This is a genomic window from Rhodococcus maanshanensis NBRC 100610 (genome assembly GCF_001894865.1).
Classification (GTDB): Bacteria; Actinomycetota; Actinomycetes; order Mycobacteriales; family Mycobacteriaceae; genus Rhodococcus_G; species Rhodococcus_G maanshanensis.
This window is the reverse complement of sequence record NZ_BCXA01000071.1, coordinates 1-15820: the sequence shown is the minus strand read 5'-3', so window position 1 is coordinate 15820 and position 15820 is coordinate 1. Positions and strand designations below refer to the sequence as shown.

Here is a 15820-nt window from a genome sequence, read left to right as displayed (position 1 = left end):
CGAAGAGGGCGTCGAGTTCGTCCAGCGCCGTCCGGTGCTGTACCTTTTGCGCCCTCAGATTCCGCACTCGATCCTCGAACAGTATTTGAGCACCATAATGAGGAACCACAACCTCGAACGACTCCACGATTGCCCTATTTAGGTTCGGCATCGTGGCACCAAGCGATGCATCCTCAAGTCCGCGCTTCACGGACGAACTAGACAACGCGAATCCAAGGTATCCCGGTGCCGAGACCTCCTGAATTGGCCGGATCACTAGGGATCCCGTGCCACACAGAAGGTCGCCGGCATTTGCATCCACAACTGCGCACCTACCCATTTCTCCGCGTCGTCCCATAACGACGTCGCCGGGCCTCAGGTGATAGGTCGCAAGCTCTTCATACTTCTGACGATCAACGGAGAACTCCACATCCGCACGTACTGCGCCATCAACGATGTGCATTGGGTTGACAAGCGGAATCCCGCCGGCAATGTAGTCCTCTTTGTGGAGCAATGACCCGAAGGGGCCGATCTGAATCTTCGCAACTTCGCCAAGTGGCCGTCGGCCCGCCCCGCGAGGGTCGCCGAACATGTCGATGAAGATTGACTGGGTCAGCTCGTCGAGGCGGGCGAGGGCTTCGCGGCGCTTGGCACGGAGGGCGTCGGCGTGGTCGAGGATCGCCGCGATCCGCCGCTGCTCCTCGATCGGCGGCAGCGGGATCGGCCATTGCGCGAGCGCTGCCCGCCCGATGTGGTTGATTCCAGTTCCGCGCGATCCGCGCACGAACGCGCCGGATTCCGCTTCGCGGCGGAAGAAGTGCAGTAGGTAGCGGGAGTCCACTTGATCGCTGGGTCGCACACGCAGAAGGGTGTTCTGGAATGCGCAGTTGTCAAGCTCGCCCTGCCAGATTGCCGGCTTCCCCACCTCGCGTGGCGATCCGGATGCCTCGTTCAGCAGGATGTCACCGTGCTCCAAACGGAACTGTGCCAATTCGGCGTCGGTGAAATTCATTTGCTTCACATCGTTGAGGAGAAGCCCAATCCAACCAACGTTGGCTGCGCGCAAGTACTTACGCATGTTCGGGCCGTCGTGGTCCTTCGGCGACCGCTGCCGTCCGAGCTTGACCTCCGCAATCTCGGATAGCTTCACTGATTGCACACTCACGCCAGCATCTCCCGCAGCTGCGCCATGCCATCAACAATTTCCTTCTCGAGCCGATCGAGCTCGTCGAGAATCTCAGCGGGAGAACGGTGCTCGACCTCCTCGTGCACAACTTCCTTGTACCGATTCAGGGACAGGTCGTATCCCTGCGCGGCAAGGTCCTCGCGCGGCACGCAGAAACTCTGCTCGGTCCGCGCCCGTTCCAGCTCGGACGACTCGCGCAAACTCCAGCGCCGCAATATATCCGGCAGGTTGTTCTTCGCGTGCTCCGAATCGTCGAGCACGGCGAGCGCACCCAGCTTGCCCTCGTCCAACAATGCATTGCGCTTGTCGTCCAAAGACCAGCCGTCGGCCTGCACGTCGTAGAACCAGACGTTGTCGGTGCCACCGGAGTTGGTCTTGGTGAAGAACAGGATGGCCGTCGACACACCGGCGTACGGCTTGAACACACCGGACGGCAGCTTCACCACGGCATCGAGCTTCTGCTCCTCGACAATGATCCGGCGAAGTTCCTTGTGCGCCTTCGACGATCCGAACAGCACGCCGTCCGGCACGATGACCGCGGCACGCCCACCCGGCTTGAGCAGGCGCAGGAACAGTGCGAGGAACAGCAGTTCCGTCTTTTTCGTCTTCGCGATCTGCTGCAGATCCTTCGCGGTGTTCTCGTAGTCCAGCGACCCTGCGAACGGCGGGTTCGCGAGGATCAGCGAATACGCCTCGGCATCACCGGTGTTCGCCTCGGCGAGGGAGTCGCGGTAGCGGATATCCGGCTGTTCGATGCCGTGCAGAAGCATGTTCATCGAGCCGATTCGGAGCATGGTGTTGTCGAAGTCGAAGCCGTGGAACATCTCGTGGTGGTACTGCTGCTTCCCGGCACCTGCGTTGATCTCGTCGGCGTGGTTGGCGCGCATGTACTCGGACGCCCCAACCAGGAAGCCGCACGTACCGGACGCCGGGTCCACGATGGTGTCGCCCGGCTTCGGTGCCGTCATGTTCACCATCAGCTCGATGATGTGGCGCGGCGTACGGAACTGCCCGTTCTGGCCGGCGGACGCGATCTTCGCCAGAAGGTACTCGTAAATGTCACCCTTCGTGTCGCGGTTCTCCATCGGCACCCGGTCGAGACGGTCCACCACCTGTTGCAACATCCCCGCGTGCGGAATAGACAGCCGCGCGTCCTTCATGAAGTGCGCGTACGTGGACTCCTCGCCGCGCATCGACTTGATGAACGGGAACACCCGGTTCGCGACGATGTCGAACATTTCGGCAGCGTGCCTATCCCGGAACACCGACCACCGCAGGTCGTTGAACGGCCGGCCCTGCTCGTCGTCACCCTCGGGAAACGGGTTGCCTTCGATCGGCCGCTCCAGCAGGTTCGCCTTCTCCAGGGCGAGCGTCTGCTCGTCGTCCAGTCGGCGGATGAACAGCAGGTAGGTGATCTGCTCCATCACCTCCAGCGGATTGGAGATGCCACCCGTCCAGAATGCGTCCCAGACTGCGTCGACCTTGTTCTTGATGTCACCGGTGATCACGGGTACCGCTACCTGCCTGTTCTGCTCGACGAAGACCAACAGAACTGTATAGACCAGCCCACCGACACACTCAGCGTTCCCCGCGCTGTCTGGAAGCTCGGGTGCGTCGGCCGCAGGAACTTGTCGGGAGCGCGTGTCATCCTGTTCGGCTCCTCACTGAGAAGCATCGGCCGCAACGCCGCGGCATGATCCGACAACTTCGTCCGGAGACACGTGAGTCACAACTCCAAGCAAGAACTCGCCATCGCCCACGAAGTGAGGGCCCAACACAACCGATTCTGGTTCGGCATCGCAAGGCAGGTCGCAAACACGGTCGCGATCTACGCGATCCTCGCCGGTATTCTCCGGTTCATTCAGTGGACGCATGATCTCGGAAACAAGACCGGCCGTATACCGTCCGCGGCTCTGACCCTCAAGCCCGAGGTCGGTGCGGCGATCCTCGCGATCCTCGCGTCCGTCGTAATCGCGCTCAATGTTCTGGTGTGGGCAACACGCTCGGCCGAGGTCAGCGAGGTCGTCGCGTACACACGAACGCGCTATCTGTCGCTGTGCGGGGTTTCGACTGGAACCCTCGCCATCCTCACTGGCCTTGCCACCGTGTTCGACGGTGCACCCGGCCAGACGAACCTCGCCGCACTGTTGCTCCTTGGCAGCGCCGTGTTCCTTGCAGTACTCGGCAACGACACCGGGCTGCTGCTCGGCAAGGACATTCCCGTCCAACGCCGCGTGCCGGAGGTGGAACGAGAGGATTCGATCCGAGCTCTCGCCGTTGTCGCCGGACGGTGGCGAGATCCTCAGCGCACAGTACCGAAGCAGCTCAATGTGTGGACGGTCATTGACCTCGTGACGATCGCCATCATCGCGGCGCTGCCCATCGTCGTGCTCTCCGCATACGGAAACTCTGTCGACGGACGCAGCGTCGCGTGGGTGAGCGATCTCGCGCGGGCAGCAGGCGCTGCCCTCTTCTCGGCCATTCTGGCGATCTACACGCTCTACGTCACTGCTCGGAATTTCGTCGCGAGACGATTCGCGTACGCCACCATGACCTCGCTGTTCGGGGGGCTCGCCTATGTAACGATTGCACTTGCGCTCGTGACGGCGGCAATCGGTCCGGATGGCAGACTATCGGTAGCAGTGGTACTGGCCGTCGCCTTCCTGGTGCCTATTGCGCTAATCGCAACGCACATCATCGCGGGGACCCGGTGCCGATTGCCTGGCTGGACGGTCAGGGACAACATGCACCGAAGCATCGTTCGCGAAATCGCAGTTCTTCGCAGGCGCCGAGAACAGGCTCCGCACACCACACCGCCCCCGCGCGTGCTCATCCGTGCACGCGAGTGGTCCGACAGGGTCACCGGCATGTCGACGTTTCGATCCACAATCGGTCACGCCCGCGCGGACGCGACCCCAGGCTGACCTCCGCGGGGTCGATCGATACCGGCTGGCGGCTCGGCGCCACGGCGCTAACTGAACAGCGGCGAGCCGTAGCGCGAGGCATGGGTGCTCGATCGCCTCGTCCGTGTCACGAACCCAGGCACCGAAAATAGAGTGGCAGGCAGCGTAAGAGACCAGTAGGTTCGATAACCATCCCCACCCTGTCCCGTCGGCCGCCGGCGTGACCCCTGTTCCCACCATCCGAAAGGTCCACCGTGACCGAGTCCACCCGTCTCGAGACCGACGGGGTCGCCGACGCAGGCGACCGAATCGAACGGCGCCACCTCCAGGTGATCGGTGTCCTGCTGGTAGCCAGCTTCGTGGTGATCCTCAACGAGACGGTGATGTCCATCGCCATCCCGGTCCTGCAGGTCGAATTGGGCGTACCGCCGAGCGTGGGGCAGTGGCTCACGACCGCGTTCATGCTCACGATGGCGGTGATCATCCCGCTCACCGGCTATCTCATCCAGCGCATCCCCACCCGCACCCTGTTCACGCTCGCCATGTCGCTGTTCACGGCGGGAACTCTCATCGCGTTCGCCGCACCCGGCTTCGGTGTGCTGTTGATCGCCCGCATCGTGCAGGCGTCGGGGACGGCCATCATGCTGCCGCTGTTGATGACGACGATCATGACGCTGGTACCCCCCGCTCGCCGGGGGGCGATGATGGGCAACATCTCCATCGTGATCGCGGTGGCGCCTGCCCTCGGCCCCACCGTGTCGGGATTCATCCTCGACCACTTCGGGTGGCGCTGGATCTTCGGATTCGTGGCCCCTTTCGCGTTGGTGACGCTGGTCGTCGGCGCACGTTTCCTCGTGTCGGTGTCCGAGACGACGACGGCGCGCATCGACCTCCTGTCGGTCCCACTCGCGGTACTCGGATTCGGTGGCCTCGTGTACGGCCTGGTGAGCATCGGCGAATCGGCACAGGGATCCTCGACGACCCCGGTGTGGTTGCCCTTCCTCATCGGTGCGGCCGCGATGTTCGGCTTCATCGCCCGACAGACCAGGCTGCAACGCGAGGATCGCGCCCTGCTGGACCTGCGCGTGTTCGGATCCCGCCAGTTCACCATCGCTGTCGTCGCGATGCTGGTCGGCATGGGAACGATGATGGGCACCTTCATCATCGTCCCGTACTTCGCGCAGTCGGTGATTCACCTCGACCCGTTCGAAACTGGTCTGATCACCCTGCCCGGCGGCCTCCTCATGGGTCTCGCCGGACCGATCGTGGGCCGCATCTACGACAAGCGGGGCCCGGTCGTGCTGGTCATCCCCGGATCGATCCTCGTCAGCGTCGGTGTGTGGATGCTGACGGCGGTGAGCACCTCGACCTCGCTGTGGTGGCTGCTGTTGTCGAACATGGCGCTGTGCCTTGGTCTGGCGGCGACGTTCACGCCGCTGATGACATCGGGATTGGGATCGGTGGCCCCCCACCTCTACGCGCACGGTTCGGCGGTGGTCGGCACGTTCCAGCAGGTTGCCGGCGCGGCGGGTACGGCACTGTTCGTCACGGTGATGACGGTGGTCTCCTCGCGATCCGGTGATGCTGCCGATTCGCCCGACGCCATCGTCGAGGGTGTACGCGCGGTGTTCCTCGTCGCCGGGATCTTGTCGTTCGTGCTGATCGCGGCATGCCTCTTCGTCCGCAAGCCGGCGGACGCGGCGGAACCGGCAGGCGACGCACCTGTGGACGTGCCCGCCTAACGCCCCTGAAGGGATGACCCTTCAGGGGCGCGGACGGCGGTTCGTCTCAGCCGCGGCCGTGCCGCAGCGTCACGATGGTGGTGAGGATCTTGTCGGTCTTGGCGGTGCGGGTGAAGCTGGTCAGCGCCATCAGCGCGGGCATCCGCCTACGGGCGACGGCCTTGGAGTAGGTGAACTCCTTGAGCCCGTCCGGGCCGTGGATCCGGCCGAAGCCGGACTGACCGACCCCGCCGAACGGCAGCGAGGGGATCGCCGCGAACGCGATCACCGAGTTCACCGCCGTCATCCCCGACCGGATCCGGCGGGCGAGCTCGGTGCCGCGGCGCTTGCTGAACACCGCCGAACCCAGTCCGTAGCGCGAGGCGTTGGTGCGCTCGATCGCCTCGTCCATGTCGCGAACCCGCGCGATCGTCAGCGTCGGGCCGAAGGTCTCCTCGGTGACCGCGATCGAGTCCTCGGGGACATCGACGAGGACGGTCGGCTGGACCAACCTGTCTCCCACCGAGTCCGGGCCTCCGACCACCGCGCGGCCACCCCGCTCGATGGCGTCGAGCACGTGGCTGCGCACCACGCCTGACTGGGTCGGCATGGTCATCGGGCCGATCTTCGCCTCGGGATCGGTGCCCGCACGCACGCCCTCGGCGAGCGCGACGAGCTTGGCCAGGAACGGCTCGTACACCCGCTCGTGCACGTACACCCGCTCGGTGCCGACACAGGTCTGTCCCGCGTTCGACATCCCGCTCCACAGCGCCGCGTCAGCGGCGGCGTCGAGGTCCGCGTCGGCATCCACCAGCAGTGCGTCCTTGCCGCCCGCCTCGATGACCACCGGCGTGAGGGTGTCCGCGCAGGCCGCCATCACCTTCTTGCCGGTCGCGGTCGATCCCGTGAACGCGAGCTTGTCGACGCCGGAGCGGCACAGCGCCTCCCCGGTCGGCCCGAGACCCGTGACCAGTTGCAGCACGGGATGATCCGGCACCACCTGGGCGAAGGTATCGACGAGCCAGGCCCCCACGCCGGGGGTGAACTCGCTGGGCTTGAAGACCACCGCGTTGCCTGCCGCGAGCGCATAGGCGATCGAGCCCATCGGCGTGAACGCGGGATAGTTCCACGGCCCGATCACGCCGACCACACCGAGCGGGAGGTACTCCACGCTCGCGGCATGGTCGATCATCTCCAGCCCCGAGGGAACCCGCTTGCGCCCCAGCACCTTCGGCGCGTTCTTGGCCGCCCAGGCGAGATGGCCGATCGCCATCACGGCCTCGAGCTGGGCGTCGGAATGCGGCTTGCCGGTCTCGGCGTGCATCACCTCGGCCAGCTGGGCGATCCGGCGGGTGAGCACTCCGGCCCACGCGTCCAGGTGGGTCCGGCGCTGCGCAAAGCTGAGCCCGGACCACCACTTCGCCGCGACCCGTGCGCGCTCGACCGTCTCGGCCACCGCCGCCGCGTCCTGAACGGGATAGGTGCCGACGACCTCGCCGGTCCCTGGATCCAGCGAGTCGAAGGTGGCTCCCGCATCGGTGGTGGGGCCGGTCTCGAGCGTGGTCATGGCATGTCCTCGAATCTGGTTGTCGTCAGCGGTGGTCATCGGAGTGCGGGCTTGCCGAGGATCAGGTCGGCGGCCTTCTCGGCGATCATGATCGTGGGGGCGTTGGTGTTGCCGCGAACCACGGTCGGCATCACGGACGCGTCCACCACCCGCAACCCGTCGACCCCGCGGACTCGTAGCTGCGAATCGACGACGGCGTCCTCGCGTTCGCCCATCGCGCAGGTACCGACCGGGTGGAACGTCGTCTGGGTCCATGCCCGGACATGGTTCGCGAGTTCGCCGTCGCTGAGGCCGTTCCGTCCGGACGGCAGGTGGCGCCTGTCGATGTGCTTTGCGATCGCGGGCTCCCCGGCGATGTCGAGGCTGCGCCGGCATCCGGCCACCAAGGCGTCCAGGTCCGCCGGATCGTCGAGGTACCGGGGGTCGATCTCCGGCCGCCACGTCGGATCCGCGGACGCCAGCCGCAGCCGGCCGCGGCTGGCGACGCTGACCAGGGTCACCCCGACCGTGAACATCATGCTGGGCATCTCGCGCAGTCCGTTGTCGAGGAACCCGGCAGGCAACATGTGGAGCTGAAGGTCGGGCGCGGCCAGACCGTCGCGGCTGGCGAAGAACGCCCCGCCCTCCGCGATGTTCGACGCGAGCGGCCCGCGCCCAACGATTCGCCACTGTGCGAGCCGGCGCACAGGTGCCGCGAGGTCCTTGAGGTCCGTGGTGTCCCTGGTGTGCCAGAGCATCAGGCTCACCGGGTGGTCCTGCAGGTTCTCACCGACGCCCGGCAGGTTCACCGCGACCTCGACACCCATGTCGCGCAGGTGCTCGGCCGGCCCGATACCGGAGAGCATGAGCAACTGCGGGCTGTTGATCGCCCCGCCGGCGAGCAGCACCTCGACGGACGCGTGCGCGGTGCGCTCCGCCCCGGACTGCCGGTACCGGACGCCGACGGCGCGGGTGCCGCGCAGCAGCACCTCGGTCGTGAGGGCGCCGGTGCGCACGGTGAGATTCGGTCGACCCAGCGCGGGCCGCAGGTAGGCATCGGCAGTGGACCAGCGCCGACCGTTGTGACAGGTGACCTGGTAGCGACCGGCCCCTTCCTGCTCAGCACCGTTGAAATCCTCGGTCGGCTTGATCCCGGCCGTCACCGAGGCGGCTATCCAGGCGTCGGTCAGCTCGTGCGTGTAGCGGCGGTCCTCGACATGCAGTGGCCCGTCCGTACCGTGATAGGGGCCCGCCAAACGCGAATTACGTTCCGCTCGAACGAAGTACGGGAGCACATCCTCGTAGCCCCAACCCTGGGCGCCGTGCTCGTCGCGCCAACCGTCGTAGTCGGCCCGGTTGCCGCGGATGTAGATCATCGCGTTCATCGACGAGCAGCCACCGAGGGCCTTCATTCGCGGCCAGAAGGCCCGGCGGTCGTCCATGTGCTTTTGCGGGGTGGTCTCGTAGTTCCAGTCCCACTTGGTCTTGAACAGGGCCGGGAAGGCCGCCGGGATCTTGATCTCGTCGGCGTCGTCCTCGCCGCCTGCCTCGAGCAACAGCACCGAGACGCTCGGATCCTCGGTCAGGCGGGCCGCGAGCACGCATCCGGCGCTGCCCGCCCCGACGATGACGTAGTTGAACACGTCTTGCTTCAACGCAGCCCGCTCCGACGCGGTTTCTCCAGCCACGGGTGCTCCTCGACCTCGGTCGTGCCGCCGCGATGTGACGGGCGTCTCATCGCACCGCCCAGTCTAGGAACACCTCGGCGCCGCCACAGCCGTTCACTCGACGGCGAGCATGACCTCGGTCGACTTCACGAGAACGGTCGTCGGCACCCCCGGCGCGAGGCCCAGCTCCTCGACGGCCTCCTTGGTGATGGACGCGGTCACGACCTGCTCGCCCCCGTCGAGCCGCACCTTCACGGTCGCCATCACGGCGCCCACGGCGACCTCGGTGACTACCCCGGTCAGCTGGTTGCGGGTGGACAGACGCATGGACGGCCTCCTGGTCGAGGGGATGACTGACGCCACGCTACCGAAGGCGGCACAGGTCGCGGCACACACGAAACCGCATCGGCGGAGAGAACTAGTTCATATATCGGCAACAGCGGAGTCCATTCCGCGAAATACCCGCGGATGAAGATTTTCATGCGACCCGCGGCGGTCGCCTGACCGGGTGCCTGGCACCGACTGTGACCGGAAGGAGGAGCGGTGGCGGAGCAACAGGCTGGCGCCGTGGTCAAGACGGTGTGCGCGTACTGCGGGGTCGGGTGCGGCATGACCTTCGACGTCCGCCTCGACAGCAGTACCGGACTCCGCCTCGTCGCCAAGGCCGCCGGAGACAAGTCGCATCCGACCAACTCAGGGCGCCTGTGCACCAAGGGCGCCACGACGGCCGACATGCTCGCCGCAGGCGGGCGCATGGACACGGCCCAGGTCCGCCCTGCACGGGGCGAGCCGCCGCAGCCCCGCGAGGTCGACGCCGCGATCAGCGAGACGGCGGCGCGCCTGCGGTCCATCGTCGACGAACACGGCCCAGATGCGGTCGCCCTCTACGTCTCCGGCCAGATGTCGCTCGAGGCACAGTATCTGGCCAACAAGCTCACCAAGGGCTTCATCGGCACCAACCAGATCGAATCGAATTCCCGGCTGTGCATGGCCAGCGCGGGCAGCGGCTACAAGCTGTCCCTCGGCGCGGACGGCCCACCCGGCTCCTATCAGGACTTCGACCACGCGGACGTCTTCCTCGTGATCGGGGCCAACATGGCCGACTGCCACCCCATCCTGTTCCTGCGACTGATGGACCGGGTGAAGGCGGGGGCGAAACTCATCGTCGTCGACCCGCGGCGTACCACAACCGCCGAGAAGTCCGATCTGTTCATGCAGATCAAGCCGGGAACCGACCTCGCGCTGCTCAACGGTCTGCTGCACCTGCTCATCGCGAACGGGCACACCGACCAGCAGTTCATCGACGAGTTCACCGAGGGCTGGGAGGTGATGCCGAGCTTCCTCGACGACTACTCGCCGCAGCGGGTCAGCGAGATCACCCGCATCCCCGAGGACCGGATCCGCCAGGCCGCCGAATGGATCGGATCCGCGCGGAACTGGATGAGCTGCTGGACGATGGGGCTGAACCAGAGCACCCACGGCACCTGGAACACCAACGCGCTCTGCAACCTTCACCTGGCCACGGGTGCGATCTGCGAGACCGGCAGCGGCCCGTTCTCGCTGACCGGCCAGCCCAACGCCATGGGCGGACGCGAGATGGGGTACATGGGGCCCGGCCTGCCAGGGCAACGCTCGGTGGTCTCCGACGCCGACCGGGAGTTCGTCGAGGACCGGTGGCGCATCCCGAGGGGGTCGCTGCGGACGGAGGTCGGCGGCGGCACCATCGAGATGTTCGGGCGGATGGCGGCGGGTGAGATCAAGGCGTGCTGGATCATCTGCACGAATCCCGTTGCCACGGTGGCCAATCGCAAAACCGTCATCGAGGGCCTCGAGGCCGCCGAGCTGGTGATCGCGCAGGACGCCTTCCTCGAGACCGAGACCAACGACTACGCGGACATCCTGCTGCCCGCGGCGCTGTGGGCCGAGTCCGACGGCGTGATGGTCAACTCCGAGCGGAACCTGACGCTGTTCCGGCAGGCCCTCGATCCCGTCGGCCAGTCCCTGCCGGACTGGCAGATCATCGCGCGGGTGGCCTGCGAGATGGGTTACGCGGAGGCCTTCACCTACGGCTCGGCCGAGGAGGTCTTCGAGGAGATCAAGGGGTTCTGGAACCCCAAGACCGGCTACGACCTGCGGGGTGTCAGCTACGACCGGCTCCGCGAGACACCGGTCCAGTGGCCCGCTCCGCCCGGCCGCGAGGAGGACCGCAACCCCATCCGCTACCTCAACGACGGGGTCAGCCAGACGCTGTCGGTACGCGAGGACGGAACCACACCGCGGCTGGCCTTCCCGACCACGACCGGGCGGGCGGTGTTCTTCGCCCGGCCCCACATCGAGCCGTCGGAGATGCCCGACGACGACTACCCGATCCTGCTGAACACCGGCAGGCTCCCGCACCAGTGGCACACCATGACCAAGACCGGCAAGGTCGCCAAGCTGAACAAGCTCAACCCCGGGCCGTTCGTCGAGATCCATCCCGAGGACGCGGACCGGCTCGGGATCGCGGAGGGGGACCGGGTCGAGGTCGCCTCCCGACGCGGCCGCGCCGTGCTGCCCGCCGTGGTGACCGACCGGGTCCGGCCGGGGAACTGCTTCGCCCCGTTCCACTGGAACGACGCATTCGGCGAGTACCTCAGCATCAACGCGGTCACCAACGACGCGATCGATCCCATCTCCCAGCAACCCGAGTTCAAGGCCTGCGCCGTGACCCTCACCCGGGTGTCCACGAGCGCCGACGACGAATCGCCGCTCGTGGTCGCCGATGATCCGAGCCCCGAGCCCGCGGCACCCCGCACGGAGGAATCAACCTTGCCCCAGGTCGACACGCTCGCCCGCATCCTCGGGCTGGACGCGGAGCCCGCAGCCGCGTTCGGCGCCCTCGAGCGTCGGTATCTCGCGGGCATGCTCACGGCCCTCGGCTCCGACGGGGCCCGCCGCGCACCCGGCGTGCCGACGCTGCCCGCCGGCGCGCCCTTCGAGCCGGAGAACCGGGCGTGGATCGACGGGCTGTTGGCCGGGATGTTCTCGCGCAGTGCGGTTCCCGGCGGCCTGACGACCGAACTTACCCGGGCCGAGGCCCGACCCGCACCGGCGCCGCAGGAGGCCACTGCCCCGGAACCCGAACGCCCGCCGGTCGTGATCCTCTGGGCCTCCCAGACCGGAACGGCGGAGGAGTTCGCCACCGCCTGTGCCGCGCAGCTGACCGCGGCGGGCCACCCGGCCTCGCTGCACGGCATGGACGAGTACGACCACAGCACGCTCCCCGAGGTCCGCGAGCTGCTACTGATCACCAGCACGGCGGGCGACGGGGATCCGCCGGACAACGGCAGCGGACTGTGGGCGATGCTCACCGCGGCGGGCGCCCCGCCGTTGGCGCAGACGCGCTTCTCGGTGCTCGCCTTCGGGGACCCGAGTTATGACGACTTCTGCGGACACGGCCGCAAGCTCGACGCCAGGATGGCGGAGCTGGGCGCGACCCGGATCGCGCCGCGGGTGGACTGCGAACCCGACTACGAGGACTCGGCCGTGGCCTGGTTCGACACCGTACTGACCGCCCTGTCGGTCCGCGAGCGGAGCCTGGTCACCGTCGGTGCGCCCGCGCCCGCGCCGGCGGTGGCGCCCGCGCCACGGGTGCAACCGGAAATAGCCCCCTTCGGGAAGAAGAACCCGCTGCTGACGATGCTGGTCAAGAATGTTGCGCTCAGCGGCGCCGGATCGTCGAAGGATGTGCGGCAGTTCGCCTTTGACACCTCCGATCCCGACTTCGCCTACGACGCGGGCGACGCGCTCGGGGTGTGGCCGCGCAACAGCGAGCAGTTGGTCGACGAGTGGCTGGCGGTGACCGGCTCGCGCGGCGAATCCGTGGTGGACGTTCCCCGGTACGGGGAGATGTCGTTGCGGACCGCGCTGACCGAACGTCTGGAGATAGCCCGGATTACACCGGATCTGCTCCGCTTCGTATCCGAGCGCACCCGGGACGAGAACCTCGGCGCCCTGCTCCAGCCCGAGAACAAGGCCGACCTCGAGCGGTGGATCTGGCGGCGTCAATCGGTCGACGTGCTCGCAGAGCTACCCACCCGCGCCGGCCCGGCCGAGTGGCTCACCGCACTCAAACCCCTTCAGCCGCGGCTCTATTCGATCTCATCGAGCCCCAAACACAACCCCGACGAAGTCCAGCTCACCGCCTCCGCGGTGCGCTTCGAGGTCGCGGGCGCCGCGCGCAGGGGAGTGTGCTCGACGTTCCTCGCCGATCACGCGCAGGACAGACAGATCGGCATCTACGTGCAGAAGTCGAGCCACTTCCGGCCGCCGAGCGGTTCCGATACGCCGATGATCATGGTGGGCCCCGGCACCGGCATCGCCCCGTTCCGCGGGTTCCTGCACGAGCGCCGCGCGCTCGGGCATGCCGGATCGAACTGGCTCTTCTTCGGCGAGCAGCACGCCGCGACCGACTTCTACTACCGCGACGAGATCGAGTCGATGCACCGGGACGGCTTCCTCACCGAGCTCGAGCTGGCGTTCTCGCGCGATCAGGAACAGAAGGTCTACGTCCAGGACCGGATGCGCGAGCGCGGCGCACAGCTGTGGGACTGGCTCCAGAACGGCGCCCACTTCTACGTGTGCGGGGACGCGAGCCGGATGGCCAAGGACGTGGACTTGGCCCTGGTCGAGATAGCCGGGGAACACGGGCGCCTCGACCCGGACGAGGCGAAGGCCTACGTGCGGTCCCTGGCGGCCGACAAGAGGTACGTGCGCGATGTCTACTGACCCATCGGCCACTCCGCCACAATTGAAACCGCAGTTGCGGGAACTCTCGTATCGAATCAACGCAAATTCTGTTCTAGAGTTCATGATATGACGCGAACGCGGAACCATATCTGCTCTGCCCTGCTCCTGGTGGGCGTCGCGCTCGTCGGCTCCGCCTGCTCGTCCGACGACGGCGTGGTCGTCGTATCCGCTGCGGCGGGGCCGGTTTCCTCCGCGTCCGTCGCCCCGGCGGCGGCCGAGAACGGGGTCGTCGGCGTCAGGATCGCGGGCGCCGTCAGGGAACCGGTCACGTTGACCACCGAGCGGTTGCGGTCGTTCCCCGCCCAGACGCAGGCGGTGGAGTTCGACAGCAGCAAGGGCAGGCAGTCGCACGTCTACGACGGTGCCGCGCTCGCGGACGTCCTCAACGGCCTCGGCGTCGTCACCGACCCCAGCGCGAAGAATGCGGCACTGCGGTTGGCCGTGCTCGCCACGGGGTCCGACGGATACCGCGCGGCCCTCTCCTGGGGCGAGTTCGCCCCGGATTTCGCCGCGACGCCGGTACTCGTGGCCCATACCGAGGACGGTCGGCCGCTGGAGCAGCCTCGGCTGGTGGTCCCCGGCGACAGCAAGGGTGGTCGCTACGTGAGCGGGCTGACCGAGCTACGGGTGGTCGACCTCGGCATGAACTGACCACCGCACCGCTCACGAATTTCAACAGGCATCGAAAGCCGTTCCAACGGAAGGATTCACGTGTCGTCCATACGGATCAAGGACGCGGCCGCACTGCTCGGGGTCAGCGATGACACCGTCCGTCGCTGGATCGACGGCGGCAGTCTCGCCGCCTCCAAGGACGAGTCGGGGCGCAAGGTCATCGACGGCAAGGCCCTCGCCGATTTCGCCCGCGAGCACGCGACGCCCCCGCCGGACCCGCTCGGGGTCGGCAGCTCGGCCCGCAACCGCCTCGTCGGCCTGGTCACCAAGGTGACCGCCGACAAGGTGATGGCCGAGGTGCAGATGCAGTGCGGCCCCTTCACCGTCGTCTCGCTGATGAGCAGTGAATCCGCGGCCGAACTCGGGCTCGAGCCCGGGAAGGTCGCCGTGGCGGTGGTCAAGGCGACCACCGTGATCGTCGAAACCCCAGGAGGAATGTCGTGACCCGCACTTCCGGCGCGATGCGCATCGGCCCGACGGCCGCCGCGCTCGCCGCACTGACGGCCGCAACCCTCGTCGCCGGCTGCTCGAGCTCGGACTCCGAGCCGGCCGGGGACGCCACCACGTCCGCGGCCGCCGCCCCGGTCGGCGGCGACATCACCGTCTTCGCCGCGGCCTCGCTGAAGAAGACGTTCACCGAGCTCGGCGAGAAGTTCGAGGCCGAGCACCCCGGCACCAACGTCGAGTTCAGCTTCGCCGGCTCGTCCGACCTGGTCGCCCAGCTCACCCAGGGCGCGCCCGCGGACGTGTTCGCCTCCGCCGACACCAAGAACATGACCAAGGCCGTCGACGCCGGGCTCACCGCCACTGACCCGGTGAACTTCGCGACCAATACGCTCACCATCGTGACCCCGCCCGGCAACCCGAAGAACATCGCCACCTTCGCCGACCTCGCGAACCCGGGGAACCAGGTGGTCGTGTGCGCGCCGCAGGTGCCGTGCGGGGCGGCGACCCAGAAGATCGAGGAGTCGACCGGTACCGACATCACCCCGGTCAGCGAGGAGTCCTCGGTCACCGACGTGCTCGGGAAGGTCACCTCCGGGCAGGCGGACGCCGGGCTGGTCTACGTCACCGACGCGGCGGGCGCGGGTGCCGCCGTCACCACGGTCCCGTTCCCCGAGTCGTCGGGCGCCGTGAACACCTACCCGATCGCCGAGCTCAAGAGCTCCGAGAACAGCTCCACCGCCGCGGAGTTCGTCGAACTCGTCACCGGCCCCACCGGCCGTCAGGTGCTCGCCGGGGCGGGATTCGCCGCACCGTGACCCCCATCGGGGTGCTCCGCACCGTGACCCGCTCCCGGGGACCAGGGGGCGAGGTCGCCGTTGGACTGCCCCGATGGGTGTACCTCCCGGCCCTGC

Annotated in this window: 11 protein-coding genes; 6 read left to right on the top strand and 5 right to left on the bottom strand. The window is 67.3% G+C overall.

Features of this window, described 5'->3' with window-relative positions; translation table 11 throughout:
- Positions 1–1144 (bottom strand): restriction endonuclease subunit S (locus tag RM1_RS25360; RefSeq protein ID WP_072754367.1); only part of this gene is annotated, 1144 nt, incomplete at its 3' end.
- Entirely contained in the window at positions 1141–2673 is a 1533-nt protein-coding gene (locus RM1_RS25355; RefSeq protein ID WP_072754366.1) for a type I restriction-modification system subunit M, read from the bottom strand. The genes RM1_RS25360 and RM1_RS25355, both read right to left, overlap by 4 nt.
- Positions 2674–2886: 213 nt before the next feature.
- Here RM1_RS25355 and RM1_RS25350 point away from each other — a divergent pair, with 213 nt between their 5' ends.
- Positions 2887–4089 carry a hypothetical protein gene (locus tag RM1_RS25350; protein ID WP_143069459.1) on the top strand — a complete coding sequence of 401 codons (1203 nt, stop codon included), beginning with the start codon at positions 2887–2889 and terminating at the stop codon, positions 4087–4089.
- Between the two features lie 233 nt (positions 4090–4322).
- Positions 4323–5810, top strand: a complete 1488-nt coding sequence (locus RM1_RS25345; protein WP_072754364.1) for an MDR family MFS transporter — start codon at positions 4323–4325, stop codon at positions 5808–5810.
- A 46-nt stretch (positions 5811–5856) separates the two neighbouring features.
- On the opposite strand, the gene RM1_RS25340 is transcribed toward RM1_RS25345, so the two are convergent.
- From RM1_RS25340 to RM1_RS25330, 3 genes are all read right to left on the bottom strand, one after another.
- Positions 5857–7356, bottom strand: a complete 1500-nt coding sequence (locus tag RM1_RS25340) for an aldehyde dehydrogenase family protein (protein WP_072754370.1) — start codon at positions 7354–7356, stop codon at positions 5857–5859.
- A 35-nt stretch (positions 7357–7391) separates the two neighbouring features.
- Complete coding sequence (locus tag RM1_RS25335) at positions 7392–9023, bottom strand: GMC family oxidoreductase (protein ID WP_245816620.1); 1632 nt, start codon at positions 9021–9023, stop codon at positions 7392–7394.
- A 93-nt stretch (positions 9024–9116) separates the two neighbouring features.
- A complete protein-coding gene (locus tag RM1_RS25330; RefSeq protein ID WP_072754362.1) occupies positions 9117–9329 on the bottom strand; it encodes a TOBE domain-containing protein in 213 nt (70 codons plus the stop codon).
- Between the two features lie 282 nt (positions 9330–9611).
- Here RM1_RS25330 and RM1_RS25325 point away from each other — a divergent pair, with 282 nt between their 5' ends.
- The 4 genes from RM1_RS25325 to modA all read left to right on the top strand — a co-directional run bounded on the left by RM1_RS25325 (position 9612) and on the right by modA (position 15724).
- Positions 9612–13769, top strand: coding sequence for a bifunctional nitrate reductase/sulfite reductase flavoprotein subunit alpha (locus RM1_RS25325; RefSeq protein WP_245816622.1), 4158 nt, complete (start codon positions 9612–9614; stop codon positions 13767–13769).
- 87 nt (positions 13770–13856) lie between these two features.
- Positions 13857–14441, top strand: coding sequence for a molybdopterin-dependent oxidoreductase (locus tag RM1_RS25320; protein ID WP_083576953.1), 585 nt, complete (start codon positions 13857–13859; stop codon positions 14439–14441).
- Between the two features lie 60 nt (positions 14442–14501).
- Positions 14502–14906 (top strand): TOBE domain-containing protein, encoded by a 405-nt coding sequence (locus tag RM1_RS25315; protein ID WP_027502131.1) that lies wholly within the window; start codon positions 14502–14504, stop codon positions 14904–14906.
- A 17-nt stretch (positions 14907–14923) separates the two neighbouring features.
- Positions 14924–15724, top strand: coding sequence for a molybdate ABC transporter substrate-binding protein (modA, locus tag RM1_RS25310; RefSeq protein ID WP_072754368.1), 801 nt, complete (start codon positions 14924–14926; stop codon positions 15722–15724).
- Positions 15725–15820: the final 96 nt, after the last annotated feature.